The 25,418-nt window shown below is 70.2% G+C and carries 22 protein-coding genes and 2 tRNA genes; 15 read left to right on the top strand and 9 right to left on the bottom strand.

Annotated elements, in window-relative coordinates; all coding sequences use genetic code 11:
- Positions 1–194 precede the first annotated feature (194 nt).
- On the top strand, positions 195–1,865 hold the full coding sequence (locus tag ACFWUY_RS22620; protein WP_384111592.1) for a Shedu anti-phage system protein SduA domain-containing protein: 1,671 nt from the start codon (positions 195–197) through the stop codon (positions 1,863–1,865).
- Positions 1,866–2,231: 366 nt separating this feature from the next.
- Positions 2,232–2,711 (top strand): GNAT family N-acetyltransferase, encoded by a 480-nt coding sequence (locus ACFWUY_RS22625; protein WP_384111595.1) that lies wholly within the window; start codon positions 2,232–2,234, stop codon positions 2,709–2,711.
- 116 nt (positions 2,712–2,827) lie between these two features.
- On the opposite strand, the gene ACFWUY_RS22630 is transcribed toward ACFWUY_RS22625, so the two are convergent.
- Positions 2,828–2,980 carry a hypothetical protein gene (locus tag ACFWUY_RS22630; RefSeq protein WP_384111598.1) on the bottom strand — a complete coding sequence of 51 codons (153 nt, stop codon included), beginning with the start codon at positions 2,978–2,980 and terminating at the stop codon, positions 2,828–2,830.
- A gap of 101 nt (positions 2,981–3,081) precedes the next feature.
- Positions 3,082–3,762 (bottom strand): phosphate signaling complex protein PhoU, encoded by a 681-nt coding sequence (gene phoU, locus ACFWUY_RS22635; protein ID WP_384111601.1) that lies wholly within the window; start codon positions 3,760–3,762, stop codon positions 3,082–3,084.
- A gap of 265 nt (positions 3,763–4,027) precedes the next feature.
- Here phoU and ACFWUY_RS22640 point away from each other — a divergent pair, with 265 nt between their 5' ends.
- The gene (locus ACFWUY_RS22640) at positions 4,028–5,257 is read left to right on the top strand and encodes a sensor histidine kinase (protein WP_384111603.1); all 1,230 of its coding nucleotides are present in this window, start codon (positions 4,028–4,030) and stop codon (positions 5,255–5,257) included.
- A complete protein-coding gene (locus ACFWUY_RS22645) occupies positions 5,254–5,934 on the top strand; it encodes a response regulator transcription factor (protein ID WP_015035162.1) in 681 nt (226 codons plus the stop codon). The genes ACFWUY_RS22640 and ACFWUY_RS22645 overlap by 4 nt, the downstream gene beginning before the upstream one ends.
- 193 nt (positions 5,935–6,127) lie before the next feature.
- Here the strand turns inward: ACFWUY_RS22645 and ACFWUY_RS22650 are convergent, their stop codons facing one another.
- Entirely contained in the window at positions 6,128–6,760 is a 633-nt protein-coding gene (locus ACFWUY_RS22650) for a DUF461 domain-containing protein (RefSeq protein ID WP_384111606.1), read from the bottom strand.
- A gap of 676 nt (positions 6,761–7,436) precedes the next feature.
- Here ACFWUY_RS22650 and ACFWUY_RS22655 point away from each other — a divergent pair.
- The 6 genes from ACFWUY_RS22655 to ACFWUY_RS22680 all read left to right on the top strand — a co-directional run bounded on the left by ACFWUY_RS22655 (position 7,437) and on the right by ACFWUY_RS22680 (position 13,862).
- Positions 7,437–7,919: a CarD family transcriptional regulator gene (locus tag ACFWUY_RS22655; RefSeq protein ID WP_003953493.1), complete on the top strand. Its 483-nt coding sequence runs from the start codon at positions 7,437–7,439 to the stop codon at positions 7,917–7,919.
- 347 nt (positions 7,920–8,266) lie between these two features.
- Positions 8,267–9,016, top strand: a complete 750-nt coding sequence (ispD, locus tag ACFWUY_RS22660) for a 2-C-methyl-D-erythritol 4-phosphate cytidylyltransferase (protein ID WP_384111609.1) — start codon at positions 8,267–8,269, stop codon at positions 9,014–9,016.
- The gene (gene ispF, locus ACFWUY_RS22665; RefSeq protein WP_384111615.1) at positions 9,006–9,524 is read left to right on the top strand and encodes a 2-C-methyl-D-erythritol 2,4-cyclodiphosphate synthase; all 519 of its coding nucleotides are present in this window, start codon (positions 9,006–9,008) and stop codon (positions 9,522–9,524) included. Before ispD ends, ispF begins: the two co-directional genes overlap by 11 nt.
- 194 nt (positions 9,525–9,718) lie before the next feature.
- Positions 9,719–11,119 (top strand): cysteine--tRNA ligase, encoded by a 1,401-nt coding sequence (gene cysS / locus ACFWUY_RS22670; protein ID WP_384111623.1) that lies wholly within the window; start codon positions 9,719–9,721, stop codon positions 11,117–11,119.
- A 93-nt stretch (positions 11,120–11,212) separates the two neighbouring features.
- A complete protein-coding gene (rlmB, locus tag ACFWUY_RS22675) occupies positions 11,213–12,169 on the top strand; it encodes a 23S rRNA (guanosine(2251)-2'-O)-methyltransferase RlmB (protein ID WP_384111630.1) in 957 nt (318 codons plus the stop codon).
- A 97-nt stretch (positions 12,170–12,266) separates the two neighbouring features.
- Entirely contained in the window at positions 12,267–13,862 is a 1,596-nt protein-coding gene (locus ACFWUY_RS22680) for a DoxX family membrane protein (RefSeq protein WP_384111633.1), read from the top strand.
- A gap of 128 nt (positions 13,863–13,990) precedes the next feature.
- On the opposite strand, the gene ACFWUY_RS22685 is transcribed toward ACFWUY_RS22680, so the two are convergent.
- The 3 genes from ACFWUY_RS22685 to ACFWUY_RS22695 all read right to left on the bottom strand — a co-directional run bounded on the left by ACFWUY_RS22685 (position 13,991) and on the right by ACFWUY_RS22695 (position 16,512).
- Positions 13,991–14,710: an NDP-sugar synthase gene (locus tag ACFWUY_RS22685; RefSeq protein WP_384111636.1), complete on the bottom strand. Its 720-nt coding sequence runs from the start codon at positions 14,708–14,710 to the stop codon at positions 13,991–13,993.
- Positions 14,711–14,763: 53 nt separating this feature from the next.
- On the bottom strand, positions 14,764–15,174 hold the full coding sequence (locus ACFWUY_RS22690) for a hypothetical protein (protein WP_384111639.1): 411 nt from the start codon (positions 15,172–15,174) through the stop codon (positions 14,764–14,766).
- Positions 15,175–15,414: 240 nt separating this feature from the next.
- Complete coding sequence (locus ACFWUY_RS22695; protein ID WP_384111642.1) at positions 15,415–16,512, bottom strand: ABC transporter ATP-binding protein; 1,098 nt, start codon at positions 16,510–16,512, stop codon at positions 15,415–15,417.
- Positions 16,513–16,694: 182 nt separating this feature from the next.
- Here ACFWUY_RS22695 and ACFWUY_RS22700 point away from each other — a divergent pair.
- Positions 16,695–16,768: transfer RNA gene (locus ACFWUY_RS22700), tRNA-Thr, on the top strand.
- Positions 16,769–16,839: 71 nt separating this feature from the next.
- Here ACFWUY_RS22700 and ACFWUY_RS22705 read toward each other — a convergent pair.
- Positions 16,840–17,460, bottom strand: a complete 621-nt coding sequence (locus ACFWUY_RS22705; protein ID WP_384111645.1) for a tyrosine-type recombinase/integrase — start codon at positions 17,458–17,460, stop codon at positions 16,840–16,842.
- Between the two features lie 1,509 nt (positions 17,461–18,969).
- On the opposite strand from ACFWUY_RS22705, the gene ACFWUY_RS22710 reads away from it, so the two are divergent.
- A tRNA-Thr gene (locus ACFWUY_RS22710) sits at positions 18,970–19,042 on the top strand.
- 109 nt (positions 19,043–19,151) lie between these two features.
- Here ACFWUY_RS22710 and ACFWUY_RS22715 read toward each other — a convergent pair.
- A complete protein-coding gene (locus tag ACFWUY_RS22715) occupies positions 19,152–19,445 on the bottom strand; it encodes a hypothetical protein (protein ID WP_384111648.1) in 294 nt (97 codons plus the stop codon).
- Positions 19,446–20,458: 1,013 nt separating this feature from the next.
- On the opposite strand from ACFWUY_RS22715, the gene ACFWUY_RS22720 reads away from it, so the two are divergent.
- The 3 genes from ACFWUY_RS22720 to ACFWUY_RS22730 all read left to right on the top strand — a co-directional run bounded on the left by ACFWUY_RS22720 (position 20,459) and on the right by ACFWUY_RS22730 (position 23,917).
- The gene (locus ACFWUY_RS22720; RefSeq protein ID WP_384111651.1) at positions 20,459–21,355 is read left to right on the top strand and encodes a pentapeptide repeat-containing protein; all 897 of its coding nucleotides are present in this window, start codon (positions 20,459–20,461) and stop codon (positions 21,353–21,355) included.
- 158 nt (positions 21,356–21,513) lie between these two features.
- Positions 21,514–21,690, top strand: coding sequence for a hypothetical protein (locus ACFWUY_RS22725; protein WP_384111654.1), 177 nt, complete (start codon positions 21,514–21,516; stop codon positions 21,688–21,690).
- A gap of 136 nt (positions 21,691–21,826) precedes the next feature.
- Positions 21,827–23,917, top strand: a complete 2,091-nt coding sequence (locus ACFWUY_RS22730) for a restriction endonuclease (RefSeq protein ID WP_384111656.1) — start codon at positions 21,827–21,829, stop codon at positions 23,915–23,917.
- Positions 23,918–24,011: 94 nt separating this feature from the next.
- Here ACFWUY_RS22730 and ACFWUY_RS22735 read toward each other — a convergent pair whose 3' ends face one another.
- Positions 24,012–25,400 (bottom strand): NAD(P)/FAD-dependent oxidoreductase, encoded by a 1,389-nt coding sequence (locus ACFWUY_RS22735; RefSeq protein ID WP_384111659.1) that lies wholly within the window; start codon positions 25,398–25,400, stop codon positions 24,012–24,014.
- Positions 25,401–25,418 lie beyond the last annotated feature (18 nt).

Raw genomic sequence — 25,418 nt, forward strand, 5'->3', positions numbered from 1 at the left:
AGCCGTGCGGAGTTTGGGCGCACCGCGTCCAGCTGCAGCGTCCCCAAGTGCCGGGCCTGAGGAGTGATGCCGCCCTCGACTCTCCGCGAGCCGAATAGAAGCATCGTAGTCGACCTGTATGCCTGCGTGTGCTCCAAGGCCACCTTGTCAGTGGGGAGTTGTACGTTCTCAAGTGATCTGGTGAGGGGAACGGCATGGCGTATTGGCTGTTAGTGGCTGACGACAAGGGCTCGGTGTCCGAACTGTTTCGTGGGAGCGGGAGTTCCGACGACGGCTGGCATGCGGCACCGACGGTGGTCACCGAGCTCGAAATCAAAACCGGTGATCCGATCCTCCTTTGGCGCAAGGGGCGAAGTGGCGGTGTCGTGGCGCTGGGCGAGGTGGTCCGGACCGCCGCGGCCGAGCCCGACGTCTTCGGATGGTTGTCAGGGCGGCGCCGAGAGGAGAACGGCGGAGAGCCGAACCCTTCCCATACGAAGGTGGTTCCTCGATTCTCCCGGCTCGCGTTCTCCTCGCCGGTCTCGGGACAGAAGCTTCGCAGTGCCGGCCTGGCCCATGTGGTGCAGCGGGCCCGGTCCGCCAAGTGGGAGCAGCGGCTTCTCCAGCTCGACCTGACCGGCCTCCAGTGGGAGCACTTGGTCGAGTTGGTGGAAGAAGCCACGCCACCGAACGACACGCCCACCGCGTGGCACGTACCGCCCGGTGTCGTGGTCGCCCGTGCCGAACTCCACCAGCTCTACGGCGGTCCGCCGCGACTGCGGGTCGGCTCGAGCAGTAGAACTCCCAACGCCTTTCTGTTCCTCGATCAGGCCGGGGCGGGTGAACTCGCCCCGCGGCAGGACGGATCGGTTCTCCTCGCACCAGGACAGGCGCAGTGGACGGACGGGGCGTCGTACGAGAATCTCGTGGCTCTGGCTCATCGACGGCGCGGGATTCCGCTGAGGGTCTTTCTTACGCGGAAGGCCGACTGCCTCTATCTGGGGGAGTACGCGGTCGACAGCAAGCGCCCGATCGATCAATGGGTGGATACCGGCCCCCGGGACGTCCGCTCCCCGTACGCCCGCCGGCCCCACCCGGTGAACACGAGCACTCCCCTGTTTCGACTTCGCTCTCTGAGCGGCCTTGAGCTGTCCGATCTCGGGCAAGACCCCTTCGACGGCCGTGCCCGCGTCAGGCTTCGCCCCCTTCCCGCCGATGAGCAGGCCGCGATGGCCGCCGTACAGGAACTGCTGACTCTGCTCAGGTCGCAGCCGGGGACCGCTGCCTCACTCGGCAAGCTGGATGAGGCCCAGCTGTTGGCCCACCTGGTTCAGCGAGCCCGGCGGCAAGCCGATCTCGACCGGCTGCGTGCCGCCGTCGAGGAACCGGGTACCACGGAGGGCGATCTCCAGAAGATCGTCGAGGGGATGACCTGGATCTTCGGGGGAGAGTTCCTCCCCGGCACAGCACGCCGCAGCCTCACGTTGCGGGACCAGCTCGACCTTGCGCTGCTCAGGCCCGACGGGACACTGCACGGTGTAGAGCTGAAGAAGGCGAGCATCCCGTCCCTCGTCACGAAGTACAGAAACCACCTGATCGTCGGCAGAGAGGTCGACAAGGCCAAGGGGCAGGCGATCAACTATCTGTGCGAACTCGACGAGAAGCGGTCCCAGATTCTCGTCGACCTGCAGGTCGATTCCCGACGAGCCTCGATGACGGTCGTCATCGGCAACAGAGGGTTTCACGCTGCCGGGGCGTCGCCCGAGGAGATCGACGAGGTCTTCCGCACCCTCAACGCGCACCTGAGCCGCGTAAGTATCACCACGTACGACCGCCTGATCGAGAACGCGCAGAGGATGATCGATCTTTCGGCCTCGGAAGGGTAGCCCTCACCGCCACCCTGGCCTCCCCCTCCCACGCCGCCACCGGCGACTTCGGCTACCGCTTCGTCGGCATGGACGAGTACCCGCAGGCGGTCACGCTGCCCGACCCCGTGAGGGGGAGTGCGTCACGATCCCCGAGGCCGCCGATCCGGGATCCTCCGCGCCCGCCTTCGCACCGCACGTCGACACGGACGCGTACGCCGTCGTCTTCACCGAGGCCGACTGCACCGGCGACTCCTGGCCCCTTCGCTCCCGCGGCCGCCCCGCCACCGACCGCCTCGAGCTCCGCTCGGTCGTCTTCCTGCGCCGGTCCGGTCGACGGTCGATAATCACCGGCGCCGTGCACGCGGAGTCGTTACCGTCCAGGCCATGAGTACGTCCCACAGCACCTCTCTGCGCCTGGAGCGGGTCACCCCCGCCAACGTCGACGCCGCCCTCGCCCTGCGCGTCCACCCCCACCAGGAGCACAACGTCGCCCCCGTCGTGCGCTCCCTCGCCCAGGCGTACGCCTTCGGGGAGGCCGCCTGGCCGCGCCTCGTCTTCGACGGCGACGAACTCGTCGGCTTCCTGATGGCCTTCCTCGACATCCCCTGGGACGAGGAGAAGGCCCCCGCCGACCGGCGCAGCGGCCTCTGGCGGCTCAACATCTCCGCCGACGCCCAGGGCAAGGGGTACGGACGGTTCGCCGTCGAAGCCGTCCGCGACGAGCTCCGGCGGCGCGGAACCCGGCAGCTGTACGTCACCTGGGAGCCCGGCGAGAACGGCCCCGGCGCGTTCTACCGCCGGCTCGGCTTCCGCACGACCGGCGAGGTGAGCGGCGGCGAGACCGTCGGAGTCCTCGACGTGTGAGACGTACAGGACGTGTGAGATGTGCGGGATGTACGAGACCTACGAGACCTACGAGACGTACGAACGCATGACAAGGGGTGGGACGCGGATGTCGCCGCGCCCCACCCTCCCGCGCATCAGCCCGAGCAGCCGCCGCACTGGCACGGCGAGCCCGACTGGCAGCCGCAGCCGCAGCCCGAGCCGCAGCCGCAGGCTCCCAGGACCGGCAGGAACACCGCCTCGCGCGGCGCCTCCGCTCCGGAGTCGGTCGTCATCGGGGATTCGGCCATGAGGGTCCCTCCCTTTCGAGGCGCGCGTCGCCTCCCCTCATTGCATGCCCACTCGGACCGGCGCATCAACGGCGCATCGGAGCCCGCGCCGCCCGACGCTCCTACGCGCCCTCCACCGGGGCGTCCGACGCCTGCAGCTCGTCCGCGTGTTCACCCGTCACCAGGTACACGACCCGCTTCGCCACCGACACGGCGTGGTCGGCGAACCGCTCGTAGTACCGGCCGAGCAGCGTCACGTCCACCGCCGTCTCGATGCCGTGCTTCCACCGGTCGTCGATCAGGTGCTGGAACAGCGTCCGGTGCAGCAGGTCCATCTCGTCGTCGTCCTGCTCCAGCTGGAGCGCCAGGTCGACGTCCTTCGTGATGATGACCTCCGCCGCCTTCGCCATCAGGCGCTGCGCCAGCTGGCCCATCTCCAGGATGGTCGCGTGCAGGTCCCGGGGCACCGCCGACTCCGGGAACCGCAGCCGCGCCAGCTTCGCCACGTGCTGCGCCAGGTCGCCCGAGCGCTCCAGGTCGGCGCTCATGCGCAGCGAGGTCACCACGATCCGCAGATCCGTTGCCACCGGCTGCTGCCGCGCGAGCAGCGCTATCGCCCGCGCCTCCAGATCGTGCTGGAGGTCGTCGACCTTCTGGTCGGCCGCGATCACGCTCTCCGCGAGCTTCAGATCCGCGTCGAGCATCGCCGTCGTGGCGCGTCCGACCGCCGACCCGACGAGTCGGGCCATCTCGACCAGGCTCTCGCCGATCGAGTCCAGTTCCTCGTGGTACGCGTCCCGCATGGATGTCCCTCTCTACGCAAAGCTCCGGGGTCCGGGTGGGGCTTCGGACCCCCACGCTCCCACGTTCGGCCCCCTACGCGTCCGGTTCCACCCCCACACATGAACCATCACTTTCCCCCAGGTGAACTCTGGGCTACGCACGCCACTGTCCCGTCCGGGGCAAATGAACCGGCCCCGTCTTCCCAGTGAACTCTGAGCGACGAGTGTTCGAGGAGCCACTCGGACGGCTGGGAGAGTGTCCCCCGACCCGCATAACCTTGAGGGCATGGACGTGAACGCGGCAGTCGCCGCATTGGCCGCGATCGCCGGAGTGTGCACCGGCGTGATCGCCATGCTGGCGTTCCGCTGGAGCGAACGCGACCAGGCGCGGCCCACCCGTACCTCCCTGCACACCGACGCCGTGCTCCCGCCCGGCGTCGACACCGTGCTCTCCGTACTGCGCTCCTCCGCGGTCGTCCTCGACGAGAGCGACTCCGTGGTGAAGGCCAGCTCGGCGGCGTACGCGCTCGGTCTGGTCCGGGGCGGGAAGCTGGCCGTCGAGCCCATGCTCAACATGGCCCGCGACACGCGCCGCGACGGGGAGATACGGCAGGTCGAACTGGACCTGGCGCGGCGCGGCACCGGTCGCGGCGAGGCCCTCGCCGTCTCCGCCCGGGTCGCCCCGCTGGGTTCGCGCCTCGTCCTCCTCCTGGTCGAGGACCTCACCGAGGCCCGCCGTATCGAAGCGGTACGGCGCGACTTCGTCGCCAACGTGAGCCACGAGCTCAAGACTCCGACGGGTGCGCTCTCCCTGCTCTCCGAGGCTGTCATGGACGCATCGGACGACCCCGAGGCGGTCACCCGCTTCGCCGGCCGCATGCAGATAGAGGCCACCCGCCTCACCAACCTCGTACAGGAGCTCATCGACCTCTCCCGGGTGCAGAACGACGACCCGCTGGAGGACTCCGAGCCCGTGTCCGTGGACGAACTCGTCGCCGAGGCGATCGACCGCTCCCGGCACACCGCCTCCACCAAGCAGATCACCATGGTCTCGGGGGGAGAGGCCGACCTGCGGGTCTGGGGAAGCCGCGGCCAGCTCGCCGCCGCCCTCGGCAACCTCGTCGAGAACGCGGTCAACTACTCACCGGCCCGTACGCGGGTGGGCGTCGCCGCCCGCCGCGTCGCCGCCCCCGCCGGCGACCTGATCGAGATAGCCGTCACCGACCAGGGCATCGGCATCCCCGACAAGGACAAGGAGCGCGTCTTCGAGCGCTTCTACCGCGTCGACCCGGCCCGCTCCCGTGCCACCGGCGGTACGGGACTCGGCCTGGCCATCGTCAAGCACGTGGCCGCCTCGCACGGCGGGGAGGTCACCGTCTGGAGCACCGAGGGTCAGGGCTCCACCTTCACCCTGCGGCTGCCCGAGGCGGGCGCCGCACGGGACCGCCGACCCGCCTCCTCCCACACCCCTGATCTCATGACCGAACCGCTTCCTGCCCCGGAGGTCCTTCCGTGACCCGAGTGCTCGTCGTCGAGGATGAGGAATCCTTCAGCGACGCCCTGTCGTACATGCTTCGCAAGGAGGGCTTCGAAGTCGCCGTAGCGGCGACCGGGCCCGACGGTCTCGACGAGTTCGAGCGCAACGGGGCCGACCTCGTCCTCCTCGACCTGATGCTTCCGGGGCTGCCCGGTACCGAGGTGTGCCGCCAGCTGCGTGGCCGCTCGAACGTCCCGGTGATCATGGTGACCGCCAAGGACAGCGAGATCGACAAGGTCGTCGGCCTGGAGATAGGGGCCGACGACTACGTGACGAAGCCCTTCTCCTCGCGGGAGCTGGTCGCCCGCATCCGCGCGGTCCTGCGCCGCCGCGGCGAACCGGAGGAGGTCACCCCGGCCGCCCTGGAGGCCGGCCCGGTCCGCATGGACGTCGACCGCCACGTGGTGACGGTCGCGGGCGGCAAGGTCGACCTGCCGCTGAAGGAGTTCGACCTCCTGGAGATGCTGCTGCGCAACGCGGGCCGCGTGCTGACCCGTATGCAGCTGATCGACCGGGTCTGGGGCGCGGACTACGTCGGCGACACGAAGACCCTCGACGTCCACGTCAAGCGCCTCCGCGCCAAGATCGAACCGGACCCGGGCGCCCCGCGCTACCTGGTGACGGTCCGCGGCCTGGGCTACAAGTTCGAGCCGTAGGCCGGCCCGGCCGGAGTGGGCCGGACGGAGTCCGGCGCAGCGTCCCGAAGCCCGGGAGGCCCTCCGGGGCCGAGCGGTGTGAGGGGCGCGCGGGGAGAACGGCTCGAGCCGTAGGCCGAGCGGACCGCGTAGGCGCGTACGTACGAAGGGGTACCCCCGGCCGGGGGTACCCCTTCGCGCGTGCTGCTCACGGTCAGTGGCCGGCCGCGTGGCTCGCGTCGCCCGAGGGCTCGGCGCCGTGCTCGGCGCCGTGCTCCGCCTCGCCCGACGGCGACGCCGAGGCGGTGGGGGAGGAGCCCGGGGGCGCCGGGACGACCTCGGGGCCGAAGTCCTTGAAGTAGCTCGTCGCCGGGACGACGAAGGCAGCCAGGCTCACGTCGCCGGTCTTGCTGAGCTTGAACGTGACCTTCTGGGCGTCGCCGTCGCGGGTGGTCTCGTTGCCGTTCTCGATGACGGCGGAGGCGTTGCCCGCGCCGCCGAGGACGACGGAGCCGTTGGCCGGGACGGTGATCGGGCCGGAGCCCTGGGCCGGCTTCAGCGTCACCTTGGCACTGCTGCCCGGCAGGCTGATGGCTTCGAGGGTCTGCGGCTCGCTCCCGTTGTTGAAGACGGTGGCGGAGACGACGGCCGGGCCCTTGGAGGCGGCCTCGGGCTGGGTGATGACGAGCGCGTTCTGGATCTTGACGTCGTCCACCGTGACGGCGGCGTTGTCCGGCCGGACGCCGAGCGTCTGCGCGTCGTTGCCCGCCCCGCAGGCGGACAGCGCGGCGATGGAGAAAACGATGGCGGTGGCGGCGAGGGCGCCGCGTCGAAGGCTGCGGCTCACGGCGGCGGCATCTCCTAGGACGAACGGATCAGGCTACGGACAGGCTTCGGAACTAAGGATCAACTAAAGGTGCGTCAGCGCGCTTAGGTTACCGAGCCGCACTCTCCGTCCCGCACCCGACCCGCCCCTAACCGGTCACCGCCGCCTCCGGGGCCGCCCGGCGGGTTGTCCGCAGGTTGTCCGGCGGGTTGCCCGGCAGACGTCCGCCGGGCCGTCCGACCCCGCCCCCTCACACCGGCCGCCCTGGCCGGATCGCGACCCATTGACCTGTTGTTCACATAACCGCCTTGATCAATTCGAGGGCCGCCCCGCATTCCCCGGAGCCGTACCTCCGGAAAATCGCGGACCCGTGTCGGCTGATCAATTACGGAATCACCCCGTGATGACTCCGTACGGGTGGACGATCCTCGAACGGAGTACACGAAGAAGGCAGCTCCGAACGCGACAAATCGGGGCATCGCCCCTCCTTGGAGGAGGTTCGGGTAGGTGTAACGTGCGCGTTTCTCTCCGTCCGCACAGCCGCTCCGACCTGCGAATACCGCCTTCCGGAAGCCCTCCGCAGCACGCCCCCGTCGCTGTTGTCAAGCCCCGAGATATGCCCTGACCTGCGAAAACGCCATTCAGAAGAAGCCGAATCCGTGTTACCCTGGATAGCCACGGAAGGGGTACCTGTCACATGACGTTCAAGGTTGGCGACACCGTGGTCTATCCCCATCACGGGGCCGCGCTGATCGAGGCCATCGAAACTCGCCAGATCAAAGGCGTGGACAAGACCTACTTGGTGCTCAAGGTCGCGCAGGGTGACCTGACTGTTCGCGTGCCGGCGGACAATGCGGAGTTCGTCGGAGTTCGCGACGTGGTTGGTCAGGACGGGCTGGACCGGGTCTTCGAGGTGCTGCGCGCGCCGTACGCCGAAGAGCCGACGAACTGGTCCCGTCGCTACAAGGCAAATCTCGAGAAGCTCGCCTCCGGCGATGTCATCAAGGTCGCCGAAGTAGTCCGCGACCTGTGGCGGCGCGAGCGCGAGCGGGGTCTCTCCGCAGGTGAGAAGCGCATGCTCGCCAAGGCGCGGCAGATCCTGGTCAGCGAGCTGGCCCTCGCGGAGAACACGAACGAGGACAAGGCCGAGGCTCTTCTCGACGAGGTCCTCGCGTCCTGAGCGTGCTCTGACGACATCCGAGCACGTCACCAAGTGTAGCGATGCCGCGGTGCCCGATGGCGTGCTGTGATCCACACAGCGCTGCCGCCGGGCGCTGCGGCATGTTCGCGTACGCATGCGGAGCGTACGCACGGTCGCACGCGGACGGTCATCCATCGGACGGTCACCCGTCACGCATGCGCACCGCGGAGAAGGATCCCGCACCCCCTGTAACGTCCGGACTCCTGTGCTCGGGCGGCAACGCCTCGACCGTCGTCACGGAAAGGGCCCGGTCAAGGCGGAGCGTCCGGCACGGTGGAGGCCATACCCATGTCGGCCGCGGAAACAAACCTGCCGGAGTGCAACCGATGTCAGACGAAGCGCGTCCTTCTCGTACCGCCGTGGTGATCCCGGCGGCCGGCCGGGGCGTACGCCTCGGGCCGGGCGCCCCCAAGGCGCTGCGCACGCTGAACGGCACCCCCATGCTGATCCACGCCGTCCGCGCGATGGCCGCCTCCCGCGCGGTCTCGCTCGTCGTCGTGGTCGCGCCCCCCGACGGCGCCGCCGAGGTCAAGAACCTCCTCGACGCCCACGCCCTCCCCGAGCGGACCGACTACCTCGTCGTGCCCGGCGGCGAGACCCGCCAGGAATCCGTACGCCGCGGACTCGACGCGCTCCCCGAGGGCATCGCCACCGTCCTCGTCCACGACGCGGCCCGCCCGCTCGTCCCCGTCGAGACCGTGGACGCCGTCATCGAGGCCGTACGGGACGGGGCCGTGGCCGTCGTCCCCGCGCTGCCCGTCGCCGACACCGTCAAGGAGGTCGAACCGGCCGGGAGGCCCGGCGACCCCGAGCAGGTCGTCGCCACCCCCGTCCGGGCCCGGCTCCGCGCCGTCCAGACCCCGCAGGGCTTCGACCACGACACCCTGGTCGACGCCCACGCCACCGTCGCCCTCACCGGCGAGGGCGCCACCGACGACGCCGGCATGGTCGAGCGGCTCGGCACGCCCGTCGTCGTCGTGCCCGGCCACGAAGAGGCCTTCAAGGTGACCCGCCCCCTCGACCTCGTCCTCGCCGAGGCCGTACTCGCCCGCAGGAGGGCCAACGATGGCTTCTGAGCCCATGGACCGACCCCTGATCCCCCGTACCGGCATCGGGACCGACGTCCACGCCTTCGAGAAGGGCCGCGAACTCTGGTGCGCGGGCCTCCTCTGGGAGGCCTCCGACAGCGACGGGTACGGCCTCGCCGGGCACTCCGACGGCGACGTCGCCGCCCACGCCGCCTGCGACGCGCTCTTCTCCGCCGCCGGCATCGGCGACCTCGGCGCCCACTTCGGCACCTCCCGTCCCGAGTGGTCCGGCGCCTCCGGCGTCACGCTGCTCGCCGAGGCCGCCCGGATCGTCCGCGCCGAGGGGTACGAGATCGGCAACATCGCCGTCCAGGTCGTCGGCGTCCGGCCCAAGGTCGGAAAGCGGCGCGACGAGGCCCAGAAGGCGCTGAGCGAGGCGGCCGGCGCTCCGGTCTCCGTCTCCGGCACCACGACGGACGGGCTCGGTCTCACGGGCCGCGCCGAGGGCCTCGCCGCGCTGGCGACCGCGCTCGTCTACCCCGTACGCACCCCGTAGACGGGAGGCCGCGGACCCACACGCGGCCCGTAGACGGGAGGCCGCGGACCCGCACGCGGCCCGTAGGCGGGAAGGCCGTCGGACCCGTACGGCACCCCGTACGCACCCCGTAGGCGGGAAGGCCCGGCGAAAAACGTGCCCCGCGACCGGGAATCGGTCGCGGGGCACTACCACACGCCCACTACCCTGGTGTGGTGACCATTCGCCTGTACGACACCAGCGCCCGGCAGATCCGTGACTTCACCCCGCTCACGCCGGGCTGCGTCTCGATCTACCTCTGTGGCGCCACCGTCCAGGCGGCCCCGCACATCGGACACATCCGCTCGGGGCTGAACTTCGACATCATGCGCCGCTGGTTCGCGTACCGCGGCTACGACGTCACGTTCATCCGGAACGTCACCGACATCGACGACAAGATCATCGCGAAGGGCGCCGAGCAGGGCCGCCCCTGGTGGTCCATCGGCTACGAGAACGAGCGCGCGTTCAACGCCGGATACGACGCGCTGGGCTGCCTCCCGCCGACGTACGAGCCGCGCGCCACCGGGCACGTCCCCGAGATGATCGAGATGATGCGCGGCCTCATCGAGCGCGGTCACGCGTACGAGGCCGACGGCAGCGTCTACTTCGACGTGCGCTCCTTCCCGGGCTACCTGGAGCTGTCCAACCAGGACATCGACGACCTGCGCCAGCCCTCCGAGGAGGGCATCACGGGCAAGCGCGACCCGCGCGACTTCGCGATGTGGAAGGCGACCAAGCCGGGCGAGCCCGACTGGGAGACCCCGTGGGGCCGCGGCCGCCCCGGCTGGCACCTGGAGTGCTCGGCCATGGCCCACAAGTACCTCGGCTCCGCCTTCGACATCCACGGCGGCGGCCTCGACCTGATCTTCCCGCACCACGAGAACGAGATCGCCCAGGCCAAGGCCTACGGCGACGAGTTCGCGCGGTACTGGGTGCACAACGCCTGGGTCACCATGAGCGGCGAGAAGATGTCGAAGTCGCTCGGCAACAGCGTCCTCGTGTCCGAGATGGTGAAGAACTGGCGGCCGATCGTCCTCCGCTACTACCTGGGCACCCCGCACTACCGCTCGATGATCGAGTACAGCGAGGAGTCCCTGCGCGAGGCCGAGTCGGCGTTCGCCCGGATCGAGGGCTTTGTCCAGCGCGCCACCGAGAAGGCCGGGACGACCGTCGCCCCCGCCGCCGAGGTGCCGCCGGCCTTCGCCGAGGCCATGGACGACGACCTGGGCGTGCCGCACGCGCTCGCGATCATCCACACCACCGTCCGCCAGGGCAACAGCGCCCTCGCCGCGGACGACAAGGACGAGGCCATCGCCCGCCTCGCCGAGGTCCGCGCCATGCTCGGCGTCCTCGGCCTGGACCCGCTCGACCCGCACTGGGCCGAGGAGTCCGGCGGCGGCGAAGAGCTCCACGGCGTCGTCGACACCCTCGTACGGCTCGTGCTCCAGCAGCGCGAGTCGGCCCGCGAGCGCAAGGACTGGGCGACCGCGGACGCGATCCGCGACCAGCTGGGCCAGTCCGGCCTCGCCATCGAGGACAGCCCCGACGGCCCCCGCTGGACGCTGGGCAACCGTTAGAAGACGTGCCGCTCGGACCTCCGGGCGGCACACTTCACATACAGACACTTACAGACTTCTGTACGCATGCAGTGAGAGAAACAGGTAGCAGTCATGGCCGGGAACAGCCAGCGCAGGAACCGTCGCACGTCCAACAAGAAGGGCGCGACGGTCGGCAGCGGTGGCCAGCGGCGCAAGGGCCTCGAAGGAAAGGGCCCGACCCCCAAGGCCGAGAACCGCAAGGGCCACAAGGCGTTCCGCGTCTCCAACGCGATGGCCCGGAACACGGCCAAGCGCAAGCCCGTCGCCCGCCGCGGCGGCAAGGGCCAGTCCGAGATGGTCGTCGGCCGCAACCCGGTCTTCGAGGCCCTGCGCGACGGCGTGCCCGCCTCGACCCTGTACGTGCAGCAGTTCATCGACAACGACGAGCGCGTGCGCGAGGCCCTCAACCTCGCCACCGGCCGCGGCAACATCAACATCATGGAGGCGCCGCGCCCCGAGCTCGACCGGATGACGAACGGCCTCAACCACCAGGGCCTCGTCCTCCAGGTCCCGCCGTACGAGTACGCGCACCCCGAGGACCTCGCCGCGACGGCCTACGACCACCACGAGGAGCCGCTGATCGTCGCCCTCGACGGCATCACCGACCCGCGGAACCTCGGCGCCGTCGTCCGCTCCGTCGCGGCCTTCGGCGGCCACGGCGTGGTCGTTCCCGAGCGCCGCGCCGCCGGTATGACCGCCGGTGCCTGGAAGACCTCGGCCGGTACCGCCGCCCGTACCCCGGTCGCCCGTGCCACCAACCTGACGCGCTGCCTGGAGGCGTACCAGAAGGCCGGTCTCGCGGTCGTCGGCCTCGCCGCCGACGGCGACCGCGAGGTCCACGAGCTCGAGGCACTGTCCGGCCCGGTCGTCATCGTCGTCGGCTCCGAGGGCAAGGGCCTCTCCCGGCTCGTCGGCGAGACCTGCGACTTCCTCGTCCGCATCCCGATGCCGGGCGGCGCCGAGTCGCTCAACGCCGGTGTCGCCGCCGGCGTCGTGCTCTACGAGGCGGCCCGCCGCCGGATGGCCTGACCCGAACGGGTAACTCCCGGCCGTGGCGTGATCTTGACGGGTCTCGGACATTTGCGATCCGTCAAGGCAGTGTCCTAAACCCAGATCACTCGGTTAGATGAGTGTGGACACCAGAACGCCCCGGCCGGGGTTCGACGATCAGCCCGCGTTGAGCATGGTCAAGGTGGATTCCGATCCCGCCCAGGTGATCGTGAACCACGCCAGCTTCCGTGTGCGGCTCGCGCCGGCCCCGCAGCCGAAGTTCGGCGCCGGCGCCCGCACCGCAGCCCTGTCCGGGGCCGCGGCAGGAGCGGGCGGCCCGCGCCGTCGTCCCGTCGTATGGACCGGAAAGTCCTCACCGGGCGCGACCGGCCTCCTCCAGGCCGTCCGCGAGTCCTCCGTCTCCACCCTGGAGCCAGGCGTCGGCCATCCGGGCCACTCCGGACTCGACGCGGGCGCCACCCAGGCCATCCCGCGCATCGACGAGACCATGCCCACCCCGGTGGTGCCCGCCGGCGCCGCGCCCCTGCTGCCGCCGATGCGCCGCGCCGAGGGCGCGTACGACGAGCTGTACGAACTCAGGCCCGAGGAGACCGGCGGCCCGGCGGCGTACGAGGACGACGACGCGGCGCACGACCGGTCCGCGCAGCGCCACGGGCAGGACGGCGTCCGGCACGCCTACTACCCCGGCCGCCGCATGAACCTCGGCGTCGTCCTCCTCCCGCTCCGCGTCTTCCTCGGCTTCATCTCCATCTACGCGGGCATGGGCAAGCTCTGCGACCCCGTCTACTTCGACGGCGGCGAGCGCGGCTCCATGGTGAAGTGGCTCAACTCCCTGCACCCCTGGGCCCTCGCCGAACCCCTCCGGGACTTCGCCCTCCAGCACCCCGTCGGCGCCGGACTCACCGTCGCCTTCCTCCAGGTCGTCGTCGGCGTCCTCACCGTCCTCGGCCTCTGGCAGCGGGCCGCCGCCGTCGTCGGCGCCCTGCTCTCCGCCGCGCTCCTGCTGACCGTCAGCTGGAGGACCGTCCCGGTCTACGACTCCGCCGACATCATCTACCTGGCCGCCTGGTCCCCGCTGATCATCGCCGGAGCCCCCGTCTACTCCCTCGACGGCCGTCTCGCCGGAGAGGCCTGGCGCACCCTCGGGCCCCGCGCCGACCTGTGGGACCTCCGCCGCCGCGTGATGCGCCGCAGCACCCTCCTCGCCTCCGTCGTCGTCGGCCTCACCCTCCTCATCGGCTCCGTCCTCGGCGGCGCCGTCCGCTCCACCGAGATGATCACCGTCCCCGGTCCCAACGACGACCCGATCAACCACCTCCCCGGCCGGCCGCTCCCCACGGAGCCGACGCGCCGCACCCCCTCCGAGGCCGCGTCCACCGCGCCCGAGCCGTCCGCGACCACCAGCGAGGCGCCGGCCGAGCGCGAGGAGACGCAGGAGGCGAGCCGGCCGACCGAGACCACTCCCGAGGCTCCCCGGACCCAGGAGCAGCGCCCGACCGCCACCCAGGGCGCCGGCACCGGCACCGGCAGCCGTACGCCCACGCGCTCCGCGCCGGAGCCCCCGCCGACCACCAGCGACACCCCGACCACCACCGGCGGCACGACGAGCGGTGGCTCCACGGGCGGCTCGACCGGCTCGACGGGGACCCCGTCGGAGAGCAGCTCGACGACGGGCGGCGCGAGGAACCCGATCGGCGGCCTGCTGGGCTGAGGCCCCGTCAGGGAAACGTACGGACATACGGGAGGGGCGGCACCGCACACAAGCGGCGCCGCCCCTCCCGTATGCCGGGGCCCTCTGGTCTCACCCCCCTCTGGTCTCACCCTCCTCTGTCTTCTGTCTCAACCCCTCTGGGCGGCCAGCTCCTTCGCGGCCTCCGTCAGGTCCTTCGCGGTGTCGATGGCCCTCCAGTACGCGCCCTGGGGGAGCGGGAAGCCCGCCAGGCGCCGCTCGCGGGCGAGCCGGGGGAACGTGGTCCGCTCGTGGTCGCCCAGGTCCGGGAGGAGCTCCGTGAAGGCCGCGGAGAAGACGTACACGCCCGCGTTGATGAGGAACGGCGACGGCGGCGCCTCGACGAAGTCGGTGATGTGGCCGAAGGTGTCGGTCTCGACGGCGCCCCACGGGATACGGGGGCGGGCCAGGGCGAGGGTCGCGACGGCGTCCCGCTCCGTGTGGAAGGCGGCCATCTCGCGCAGCGAGAAACGGGTCCAGATGTCGCCGTTGGTGGCGTACCAGGGTTGGTCCGGCGCGGGCAGACGCGCGGCGGCGTACTTCAGGCCGCCGCCGCGGCCCAGCGGCTCGGCCTCGACGACCGTCGTCACCTTGAGGGGCAGGTCGGCGCCGTCCAGCCACTCCTGGAGCACTTCGGCGAGATGGCCGCAGGAGACGACGGCGTCGGTCACGCCCTCGGCGGCCAGCCAGGAAAGCTGATGGCCGATGATCGGGGTCCCGGTGCCCGGGATCTCGACCATCGGCTTGGGGCGGTCGTCGGTGTACGGGCGGAGCCGTGAGCCCTGGCCGCCCGCCAGGACCACGGCCTGCGTCGGAGAGGTGGTGTGCATACGGGGAACGATAGGCGTCCCGTACGCCCGACGGCCGGACGCGCGACGGCGCCTCAGCTCGCCCGCATCACGCCGGTCGCGTACGAGGTGTCGCAGACCGGCCGGGAGAAGGACTGGGCGCGGGTCGGGCCGTACTGCTCGACGGCGGCGCGGCCGAGGGAGCGGGCGATGGACATGCAGTGCTTGGCGAGGGAGGGCCGGTTCTCCACCTCGCGCTGGAGGTGGGTGAGGGCCGTGCCGGGGTCCTTCTCCTGGAGCTCGGCGAGGAGCTGGTCACGCAGGACGTCCTGCGGGGCACGGGACTTGGCCCGGACGGAGACCTCGGAGGAGGACGCCGTGAGCTGGGTCCCGGAGTCCTGGCCGGCCCACGGAACGGCGGACACCGCGAGCGTTCCCGAGAGCACCAGGACGACGGGCAGGACGAGGGCGAGAGAGCGGCCGATTCGGCGGGCAGTGTGCGTCACGCAGGCGAGCGTAGCGGCCGGTAGTGATATGGCGACATTTAGTCACTCTCACGGGGGATGGTTCGACGCGGTTTTTCGAATCCCGTGTTGACGCGAGAGGGGCCGACGGGCCCGGAACGCCGGGACCTGCCGGGATTTCGCCGGATAAACCACCAGGGATCCTGCCACCTGGACCAACGGCCCCGCGTCCACGAGGGACACGGGGCCGAGGAGAGGTCTCTCAGGTCTTCGGACCGGGGGTCAGTCGCTGAGGCGCGCACCCGTGGAGGTCGAGAAGACGTGGAGCTCGGAGGCGCGCGGCACGACGTGCAGCGTGGTGCCCTTGGCGGGGACGTCACGGCCGCCGACGCGGACGACCAGGTCCTTGTCCTCGCCGCCGACGCGGGTGGAGCCGTACACGAAGCCGTCGGAGCCGAGCTCCTCGACGACGTTGACGGTGACGGCGAGGCCGTCCTTGCTCGTCGGGCCCGAGACGTCGAAGTGCTCGGGGCGGACGCCGACGGTGACGGTGGTGTCGCCCTTGGCGGACGCGGCGGCGATCGCCTCGCGGGAGACGGGGACGATGCTGTTGCCGAACTTCACGCCGCCGTCGACGATCGGGACCTCGATCAGGTTCATGGCCGGGGAGCCGATGAAGCCGGCGACGAAGAGGTTGGCGGGCTTGTCGTACATGTTGCGCGGGGAGTCGACCTGCTGGAGCAGACCGTCCTTGAGGACCGCGACGCGGTCGCCCATGGTGAGGGCCTCGGTCTGGTCGTGGGTGACGTAGACCGTGGTGATGCCCAGGCGGCGCTGGAGGCCGGCGATCTGCGTACGGGTCGAGACGCGGAGCTTGGCGTCGAGGTTCGACAGCGGCTCGTCCATGAGGAAGACCTGCGGCTCACGCACGATGGCGCGACCCATGGCGACACGCTGACGCTGACCACCGGAGAGCGCCTTCGGCTTCCGGTCCAGGTACTCGGTGAGGTCGAGGATCTTCGCGGCCTCTTCGACCTTGGCGCGGATCTCGGCCTTGTTGACGCCGGCGATCTTGAGCGCGAAGCCCATGTTGTCGGCGACGCTCATGTGCGGGTACAGCGCGTAGTTCTGGAACACCATGGCGATGTCCCGGTCCTTGGGCGGCAGGTGCGTGACGTCGCGGTCACCGATGCGGATGGAACCGGCGTTGACGTCCTCGAGACCCGCGAGCATGCGCAGGGAGGTCGACTTGCCACAGCCGGAGGGCCCGACGAGGACGAGGAACTCGCCGTCGGCGATCTCGATGTCGAGCTGGTCGACGGAGGGCTTGGTGGCACCGGGGTACACCCGGGTCGCCTTGTCGAAAGTGACGGAAGCCATGGTGATGTGTCCCTTCACCGGCAGGAACGTGCCGGACGATCCGAGTAAAGGAAGGATTGAGGTCTAGTCCACCAAGGTGAACCGCAGGCGACGCTACCTGGCGATCCGGGATCTGTCAGCAGTCCGGGGGCGGTGAGATTTCCGACCGCCACCCGGACGACGTTGGATACACTGCACTCGCTGCCTCCTTAGCTCAGCTGGCCAGAGCACCGCTCTTGTAAAGCGGGGGTCGTCGGTTCGAACCCGACAGGGGGCTCAACGCAAAGGGCCAGCGCAGGGGCATGATTCCCCGGCGCTGGCCCTTTCGCATGATCACGGCCGTGCCACCTACGTGCCAGAAGGCCCCGGATCGCTGTCCTTCCGGGCTTGGCGGATCATCTCTCCGAGCTTCCCCGCGATGTGCTGATCACGGTCGCTCGTCATGTGCTGATAGATCAGCGCGGCCCGGGTCGTACTGTGCCCCATCCGCGTCATCAGCTCGCGCGTGCTGGCTCCGGCGCTGGAGGCCAGGGTGTTCCCGGTGTGGCGGAGGTCGTGGAAGTGCACGTCCCCGGAGACGCCGGCCTTCGTGCGGGCGGCGGTCCAGTCGTCCCGAAAGTTGGTACGCCGAAGCAGGCCGCCGCGGGGACCCCGGAAGAGGTGGCCGTCCTGACCGGCACCGGCGAAGTGCTCCAGGTGGTGAGCCAGCTCGGGGACGAGTTCGGCCGGGAAGGCGACCGGCCGGACGCCGGCGGCGGACTTCGGGGCCTTGTCGGCCAGCGTGCCGTTCTGCAGCTCCAACTGGGCACGGCGGACCAGGACCACGGAGCGGGCCAGGTCAAGGCACCCGCCGCGCACGGCGCGGCGCGCGCGGCCCGTCGCCCGGGCCTGCGCTCCTGTCTCCGCCCCGCTCCAGCCCGGCCGCCGGCCGCACGCCTGACAGCTCGGGTTGATGGGTGACGAACCCACGATGTGGCCGAGGCAATACGCGAGTGCGACCTCAAGACGATGCCTCCGGCGGGGGCGCTCAGGCTCCGGGATGGAGGGGGTCCGTACGCGGGTGCCGGCCGGTGGGTTGTAGCGGTGGGGAACTCCCATCCCGTCTGCCGTCATCAACCCAGGCAGAGCCGAGCAGACACGGCACCGGGCGTCCAGGTCGTTCGTACAGTGGTGCGCTCCACCTGGACGCCCGGCACCGCGTCCGCTCCACGGTGTGTGGGTCGACGGCAGACGGGATGGGAGTTGGGGCGGTTCGGTAGAGGGCCACCGCAGCAACCGCGCTTCTCGAACAAGAAACCACCGATCACCAGATAGGCACTTCTCGACACACTATCTTCCCTGCCGCTGAGAAGATTAATGAAGCGTTGAGCCGCAAGCATGAATTCCAGCCCCCGAACGCCAAACCTAGGCCCTGTAGGGAATTTTTGAGTTACTCTCCGAGCAGCCATCCCCTCACAGATCGGCACGCCAATGGCCGTAAGCATCCCTGACGCAGCAAATACCACCCAGCCCAACTGGCGGTTCTGTCGCGAATGCTTCGTCATCTACTGGAACGGTGACCCCAACAGTAACGGGAACTGCGCGGGAGGCCACTTCGAAGGTGAAGGGCACAAGGCGGCGGGCTGGGATTTCTACCTGATCAGCGACCCGGAGAACTCGGTCTGAAGGTAGCGCTGGTAGCGGCCCGCCAGGACTGAACAGGCGTCTTCACTTCGCCCGCAAAGTTCTCGATCGACACACGGACGCAGATCAACACGTAATCGTCTAGCCACCCCTCAGAACGGCAAAGAGAAAGTGAAGGGCCGAGACGCAAGGATTGAGTCTCACCTACAGCTTTCCGCGAATTGGAGGAAAGAATGGCCGTCCAGATTCCCGACGCGGTAAATACGACTCAGCGCGCATGGCGGTTCTGCAACCAGTGTTTCAGCCTCTTTTGGAACGGGTCCGAGGACGGAAACAAGGGAATTTGTAACGGCGCCCCCCAGCAAGGGGGCGGGCACAGGGCCCAGGGGTGGGATTTCTACCTCCTCGCTGACCCCGAGAACAGCGTGTGACCCCGACTCGGGCAAGTGTGACCATGGCGCAATGCAGCCCCACAGCCCCGCTAGGGCACTAGTGAGAAAAGCAGGGTCGCGTACCGCTCGCCAGGCGGCCTTCCCTACTTCGCCAGCAGGCCAGTGATCCGTAAGACGTCTCTCGGCGCCGGCATACCGTCGATCCAGTTGGAGCTACGGTCAGAGGGGCCGAGAGAACTTGTGGGCGTCGAACACATTCGTGTAGCGCTGGAGCTTGGCCTTAGGTCGCCAGCGGCTAGACACCTCGGAAGCCGACCGCGCGCAGGCGGACACTGTCTCAGGTGCTGACAGACGGCGGCGTTCGGGGCCGTGCCACACCCGTGCCAGATCGTGCGGGGAGCCGCGGGGAACGACGGGCATTGACGGGCCTTGGGCCGTCGATCAGCTCCCGCAGCATCCGTGCAGGTCAGGTACGACCCAGCCCTCCCTCTCTTGTAAAGCGGGGGTCGTCGGTTCGAACCCGACAGGGGGCTCCAGGTAGGAAACGCGAAGACCCCCGACCGATCGTGGTCGGGGGTCTTCGGCATGCATGGCCTCCACGGATGACATCAATCGGTGGAGTTCAGGCGCGGCCTGAACCCGTTCCTATCGGACGACGACGTTGTGGGCCGGGATGATCGTGGGCTGCACGTCGGCGTGGCCGAGGTCGGCCAGGATCGGACCGAAGGCCTTCGCGTGGTTTTCGAGGGCCTCCACGCTCTCCCAGACCTCGGTCACGCGGAACCCTCCGTCGATCGGCCCCGCCGCGTGAGAGACGAGACCTGGGTTCGGCAGGTCTGCGAACCGGGTGAAGCCCTGCCCGTCGGTCACCCGCTCGATGACCGTGTCGTAAAGCTCCTGCCCGGCGTCAGGGAAGTCGAAGGTGACGATGATGGCCATGCGGATGCCCCTCTCTCGGGCCGCCGCGAGGCTGCGGCAGCGCCCGCGATCATAGCCTTAGGTAATCAGGTGAGTTCACAGAGCGACGGAACGTCCCTCGATGGGTGACGCCGCAACGCGTGTGCGGAGTCACCGCTGCCGGAGCGGGGCGATCACGGGCGGTTCGCGGTGCGCCGAGCGCCTCTATGGCCCGTGGCCCGCACGCGTGGGGCGCCGGCAGGCGGGACGGGAGTCGGGGACGGGCGGCGCTGGAGGTGCGGCAGGGAGGTGGGTGATGGTGGGCAGGAACGATCGGTGGAACCACCCGCAGGGACACCGGGCGATCGCAGCGCTTGGGCAAGCCGGCGGCCCCCGACCTCGATCCCGGTCAGGGGCCGTTCATCCGCGGTGGGTGTGGGGTTGGAACCTACGGTGACATCGCTGCCGCGATGCTCTCTACTTCGTGTCCACGCAGGGGCACTGTCCCATTCGGCCCCGCGTGTCCCTGGGCAACCTCAATCCGCACTTCTGGCAGTGGGACGTGCCCCTCCGTATGTCACGCGCCGGAGGCGTATAAGCCTTGCCCTTTGGGCGCTCTACGGGATACGACATGGCCTAGCCCCCCAGTCCTGCCCCAAGACTGCGCCCGTCGAGGTGATGAGGCGTCAGCTGCGAGGCCTGGCGCTGAGTTTGGCAGGGAAAAGAGCGGCGCGTAAGCATTTGGCACACACAGAGCACTCTCGTAGCGTTCCGACCGTCCGACAGGACACGGGCCGGACGATGACCGATCCAGCCGACCAGGACCTGATTCTCCGCGCCCGTCGCCCGCCCCGGGCGCCGGTTCACCTGGGCTGCGGACGTGAGGCATTCGGGCGTACCGGCGTGTGGTCGGTTCACCCCTGGGTTGTCATGGGAGCGTGACGGAGAACTTCAGCCTTCGACGCCTACGCCGAACCGCGCAGCGGGGTGGTGCCGGTCGAGGCAGGCGGTCGACGGGTGAGCGTGCCAGCCCGGACAGCGGTACGAGGGAACGCGTGCAGTGGCTCGGACTGGCTGTGTCGACTCTGCCGGGTCTGGCCGCGGTTGCCGCTGTGCTGTTCACGTGGGTCACCGTGGGGCAAACCAAGGAAGAGATCCGGCTCGCGGAGCACGGTCAGATCACGAACCGGTTCAACGTCGCAGTCCAGCACCTGGGGTCCGAGAGTCTTGACGTCCGCCTCGGCGGTATCTACGCACTCCAGCGCATCATGCAGGATTCGACCCGCGACCATCCCACCATCGTCTCGGTCTTGTCGGCGTATGTGCGCGAGCACGCTCCCGATCCGAAAGGGGCACCCGCGGACGTCAGTCTCAGGCCTCCCACGGACATCCAGGGGGCTGTGAGCGTGCTTGCCGGCCGGAATCCGGAACCGGACGCGAATGCGCTGGTCGACCTGCAGTCCTCCGATCTCCGGGGCGTGCGCCTGAACCACCCGCATCTCGTGGGCGCTGACCTTGCGTACGCGGATCTCAGGTTCGCCGTCTGGCCCCATGCGAACCTGTCCGAGGCGCGTCTCGTCCATGCCTCGCTCATCAGTGCGGATCTGGCAGACTCGCAGCTCAGGGGGGTGAATCTGAGCGAATCGACTCTGTCGGGAACCCGTCTGATGCGCTCCGACCTCCGCAGGGCGGACATCACCGGTGCAGAACTCGACGATGCCCGTCTCACGGGCGCGAACCTCACTCGGGCCAATCTCACCCGTGCAAACCTCAAAGGTGCCGACCTAGCGGGAGCCGACCTCCGGGGCGCGAACCTCACCGATGCCGACCTGACACACGCGAACCTCGCCGGCGCGAACCTCCGTGGGGCGAATCGAACAAGGACGAAGTTCACGACGGAGGAGGACTGGTCCTTCCCCGTGCCTGATGCGGCCGAGAGCTCGGCGGGTTGACCCCTTGCACCGCCTGGCCGTCCGCATCCCGCCCGGCATCTCGCCCACCGGTGTCGGCGGACTTCTGCTCCCGACCGACTGGCTCACCGGATCAGCCGGCGGTAGCCGATCAGGGCTGCCGCGATGCCGACGAACGCCCGGAGGCGGAAGGGGACGGTATGACGCAGCCGAAGTGCGGCGCTCCGACACAGAGCGGTGGCCGGTGCCGGAGCAGGGCGATCAACGGAAGCTCACGGCGTGCCAAGCACCAGAAACCGTGGTCCGCGTACGGGGTGGAGCAGCGGAAGAAGAAGGAAGCCGAAGCGAAGATGCGGAAGCTCCGGAAGAAGCGGTGAACCAGGGAGATGCCGCTGAGCCCCACCGTTCCGTGGAGTCTCGGGTTTCGGTGTTCTGGGGTGGTCCGGTCCGGGACACTTGTTCGGTACGGGGGTGTACAGGTGGTTGGGGTGTTCTGCGGGAGGGGTGCGGTGGATGAGTCGGCGTTCCGGGGGGCTGATCGGTGTCTGGGCCGAGCAGCAGCGGGTGGCGCAGCGGCAGCGGGAGGGGCAGCGGCAGGCGGTGCTGCGGCAGCGGCGGGACGCGGAGCGGGCACAGCGCGCGTACGAGCGTGATGTGGCCCGGATGCAGCGGGAGCAGCGGGCCGCCTACCGGCAACAGCGGGACGCGGACGCCTTGCGGCGGACCCAGGAGCTCGACCAGCGGGTCGCCCTGCTCCAGTCGCTCCTCGCGACCGGGTGCCGGGCTCCCGCCTTCCGCGTGGAGTCCCTGCGGCGGGGGGAGGACGTCGAGCCGTTCTCGCCCGGGCCCCTCGGCGAACCCGTCCCCATGCCCGACCAGCGGTTCTACCAGCCGCAGGGATCGGCCTGGACCGCCTCCGGCCGGGCGCAGGCCGAGCGGGACGCGCGTGCCCGGTTCGAGCGGGACTGGTACGCCGCCCAGGCCGCCGAGGCCCGGCGGGTCGAGCAACTGGCCGCGTACCGGAGGGAGTACGACACCTGGGCCGCGGGTCGGCTCGCCGAGGTGCGCGCGCACAACAGCGGCGTCGCCGGGACCGTCGACGCCCTCAGGGCCGGACAGTCCGAGACCGTCGTCGAGTACTTCTCCGCCGTCCTCTTCGCCTCCACCGCCTGGCCGGAGGGGTTTCCCCGGGAGGTGTCCGCCGCGTACGAGCGCGGCGGGCGCGGGCTCGTACTCGACTGGGGCCTGCCCGGGTTCGAGGTCGTGCCCGAGGCCAAGGGCGTCAAGTACCTGCCCGGTACCGACCAGGAGAAGGAAGTCCCCCGGCCCGTGACGCGGCGCCGGGCGCTCTACCGTGACGTCCTCGCCCAGAGCGTCCTGCTCGCGGTGCGGGAACTGTTCGCGGCGGACCGCTTCGGCGTGCTGGAGAGGGTCGCCCTCAACGGGTACGTGGACGGCGTCGATCCCGCCACCGGCCTGGCGGCGCGGGTGTGCCTGGCCTCCGTGGTCGTGGAGCGGAGCGTCTTCGACCGGCTCAACCTGGAGCTCGTCGCGGCCGTGGAGTGCCTCACCGGCGCCCTTTCCGGGCGGCTCTCCGCCAAGCCCGACGAGCGCGTGGCCGTCGCGCCGCTGCTGACTCCCGAACGCGCGGGGACCGACGTCGTCGTGCAGGGAGACGGCGAGGAGCCCGATCTGCTCGCCATGGATCCCGTCGCCTTCGAGGGGCTCGTCGCCGAGCTGTTCCGGGCCCGTGGACTCCAGGCCGTCACCACGACCCGGTCCAACGACGGTGGCGTGGACGTCGAAGCCCTCGATCCCGATCCCATCAGCGGCGGGTCGATCCTCGTCCAGGTCAAGCGGTACCGGAACACCGTTCCCCCGTCGGCCGTGCGCGATCTCTTCGGGACCGTGCAGGGCGCCGGCGCGAACAAGGGCGTCCTCGTCACCACCTCCAAGTTCGGACCCGGCTCGTACACCTTCGCCAACGGCAAGCCCCTGACGCTCATCTCCGGGACCGAACTCGTCGACCTGCTCCACCAGCACGGCCTCCGGGGGCGGTTGGGGCCCGGAACCGGCACGGCGCGGGCCGCCGCCGTGGACACCCCCGTCGAGGCCGACGCCGACTTCAACCTGCTCGGCATGATGTGGTCCGGCTCGGCCGCGCTCGACGTGTGCGCGCTGGTCTGCGCGGGCAACCGCGTCCTCGGCGACGAGTGGTTCGTCTTCTTCAACAACCCCGCCACACCCGACGGTTCCGTGTCGATGGTCGCCGCCGCGCCCGGCGACCGGGCCGCGGTACGGGTCGGGTTCGACGCGCTGCCCGCGCGGGCCGACCGCCTGGTCCTCGTGGCCGCTGTCGATCCCGAGGTGAACCCGGACGCCGACCTCGGCGGGTTCACGGACGCCGGCATCCGGCTGCGGGACGACTCCGGGGCCGAACTCGACCGGCTCGTCGTCTCGGACGGGCGGCCCGGCGAGACGGCGCTCGTCCTCGGCTCCTTCCGGCGGCGCGCCGGGGGTGACTGGGACTTCGTCCTCGGTGGGAAGGGGTACCGGGGCGGGCTCGAGGAGCTCGTCGGGGACTTCGGCATCCAGGTGGAGTGAATGGGCGGGTGAGGGGGACAGGGGGCTGGCGGGTGAGGGGAGAGGGCGTTTCACCCCCCTCCCGTCCTGCCTCAGCGGCCCTTCCCGCTCTGCCTCAGCGGCCGCTCAAGCGGTTCGCCATGACCGCCACCCGGTCCGTCGTCGCCGTGCGGCCCGTCGCCTCGCGGGCGTCCGCCCCCCGGAACGCCGCGTACATCGTCTGTACCCCGAGCCAGCGCAGCGGCTCCGGTTCCCACTTGCGGACCTTGTGGTTCACCCACGGGAGGGCCGTGAGGTCGGTGGGGCCCGACTGGCCCGAGTCCTCCTTGATGAGGTCGCGCAGCGTGCGGGCCGCGAGGTTGGCCGTGGCCACGCCCGAGCCGACGTAACCGCCCGCCCAGCCCAGGCCCGTCGAGCGGTCGAGGGTGACCGTGGCGCACCAGTCGCGCGGGACGCCGAGGACACCGGACCAGGCGTGTTCCACCCGTACCCCCGCCAGCTGGGGGAAGAAGCGGACCAGGATGTCGCGGAGCGCCTCGATCGTCTGCGGCTGCGTGCGGCCGTCGTTGTCCGTCTTCGAGCCGAAGCGGTACGGGACTCCCCGGCCGCCGAGCGCGATACGGCCGTCGGCGGTGCGCTGGGCGTACATGTACGCGTGGGCCATGTCGCCGAGGGTCTCCCGGCCGTCCCAGCCGATGGACTCCCACTGGGCGTCGTCAAGGGGTTCGGTGGCGATCATCGAGGAGTTCATGGGGAGCCAGGTGCGGCGCTGGCCCGCGAGGGAGGCGGTGAAGCCCTCGGTGCAGCGCAGCACGTACGGGGCGCGGACCGTGCCGTAGGGGGTGACCGCGTGCTTCGGCTTGATCTCGGTGACCGGGGTCGACTCGTGGATCGTGACGCCGAGCGCCTCGACCGCGGCCGCGAGGCCCTTGACCAGCTTCACCGGGTGGAGGCGGGCGCCGTGCGGGGTCCAGGAGGAGCCGACGGCGCCGGTGACGCGGACGCGGTCGGCGGTCTCGCGGGCCCCGTACATCTCCCGGTCGGTCTCGCCGAACGCGATCTCGGTCGCGTGGAAGTCCTTCAGGCGGGCGAACTGGGCGGGGGAGAGGGCCACTTCGAGGACGCCGCCCCGGTGGATGTCGGCGTCGATCTTCTCCTGCTCGCAGACGTCGACGACCTCGCCGACGGTGGCGTTCATGGCCTGCTGGAGGCGGACGGCGGCGTCGTGGCCGTGCAGCTCGGCATAGCGGCCGCGGCCGGCGATGCCGTTGTAGAGCCAGCCGCCGTTGCGTCCGGAGGCGCCGTACCCGCAGAACTTCGCCTCGAGGACGGTGATGTTGAGGAAGGGGACGGCCTTCTTGAGGTAGTAGGCGGTCCACAGGCCGGTGTAGCCGCCGCCGACGATGCAGACGTCGGCGGTGATGTCGCCGGGGAGCGGTTCGCGGGGAGCGGGAGCGCCGTCCTGCGCGTACCAGAACGAGATGCCGCCGTTGACCGTACTCATGTGTATCCCTCTTCCGGG

Origin of the sequence: Streptomyces sp. NPDC058664, from assembly GCF_042716635.1 — a bacterium.
Taxonomy (GTDB): Bacteria; Actinomycetota; Actinomycetes; order Streptomycetales; family Streptomycetaceae; genus Streptomyces.

Bases quoted from the DNA above. Each gene is read 5' to 3' on its own strand.
- ACFWUY_RS22620 (WP_384111592.1), top strand. From the start codon at position 195: ATGGCGTATTGGCTGTTAGTGGCTGACGACAAGGGCTCGGTGTCCGAA.
- ACFWUY_RS22625 (WP_384111595.1), top strand. From the start codon at position 2,232: ATGAGTACGTCCCACAGCACCTCTCTGCGCCTGGAGCGGGTCACCCCC.
- ACFWUY_RS22630 (WP_384111598.1), bottom strand. From the start codon at position 2,980: ATGGCCGAATCCCCGATGACGACCGACTCCGGAGCGGAGGCGCCGCGC.
- phoU (WP_384111601.1), bottom strand. From the start codon at position 3,762: ATGCGGGACGCGTACCACGAGGAACTGGACTCGATCGGCGAGAGCCTG.
- ACFWUY_RS22640 (WP_384111603.1), top strand. From the start codon at position 4,028: ATGGACGTGAACGCGGCAGTCGCCGCATTGGCCGCGATCGCCGGAGTG.
- ACFWUY_RS22655 (WP_003953493.1), top strand. From the start codon at position 7,437: ATGACGTTCAAGGTTGGCGACACCGTGGTCTATCCCCATCACGGGGCC.
- ispD (WP_384111609.1), top strand. From the start codon at position 8,267: ATGTCAGACGAAGCGCGTCCTTCTCGTACCGCCGTGGTGATCCCGGCG.
- ispF (WP_384111615.1), top strand. From the start codon at position 9,006: ATGGCTTCTGAGCCCATGGACCGACCCCTGATCCCCCGTACCGGCATC.
- rlmB (WP_384111630.1), top strand. From the start codon at position 11,213: ATGGCCGGGAACAGCCAGCGCAGGAACCGTCGCACGTCCAACAAGAAG.
- ACFWUY_RS22680 (WP_384111633.1), top strand. From the start codon at position 12,267: ATGAGTGTGGACACCAGAACGCCCCGGCCGGGGTTCGACGATCAGCCC.
- ACFWUY_RS22685 (WP_384111636.1), bottom strand. From the start codon at position 14,710: ATGCACACCACCTCTCCGACGCAGGCCGTGGTCCTGGCGGGCGGCCAG.
- ACFWUY_RS22695 (WP_384111642.1), bottom strand. From the start codon at position 16,512: ATGGCTTCCGTCACTTTCGACAAGGCGACCCGGGTGTACCCCGGTGCC.
- ACFWUY_RS22715 (WP_384111648.1), bottom strand. From the start codon at position 19,445: ATGGCCATCATCGTCACCTTCGACTTCCCTGACGCCGGGCAGGAGCTT.
- ACFWUY_RS22725 (WP_384111654.1), top strand. From the start codon at position 21,514: ATGACGCAGCCGAAGTGCGGCGCTCCGACACAGAGCGGTGGCCGGTGC.
- ACFWUY_RS22730 (WP_384111656.1), top strand. From the start codon at position 21,827: ATGAGTCGGCGTTCCGGGGGGCTGATCGGTGTCTGGGCCGAGCAGCAG.
- ACFWUY_RS22735 (WP_384111659.1), bottom strand. From the start codon at position 25,400: ATGAGTACGGTCAACGGCGGCATCTCGTTCTGGTACGCGCAGGACGGC.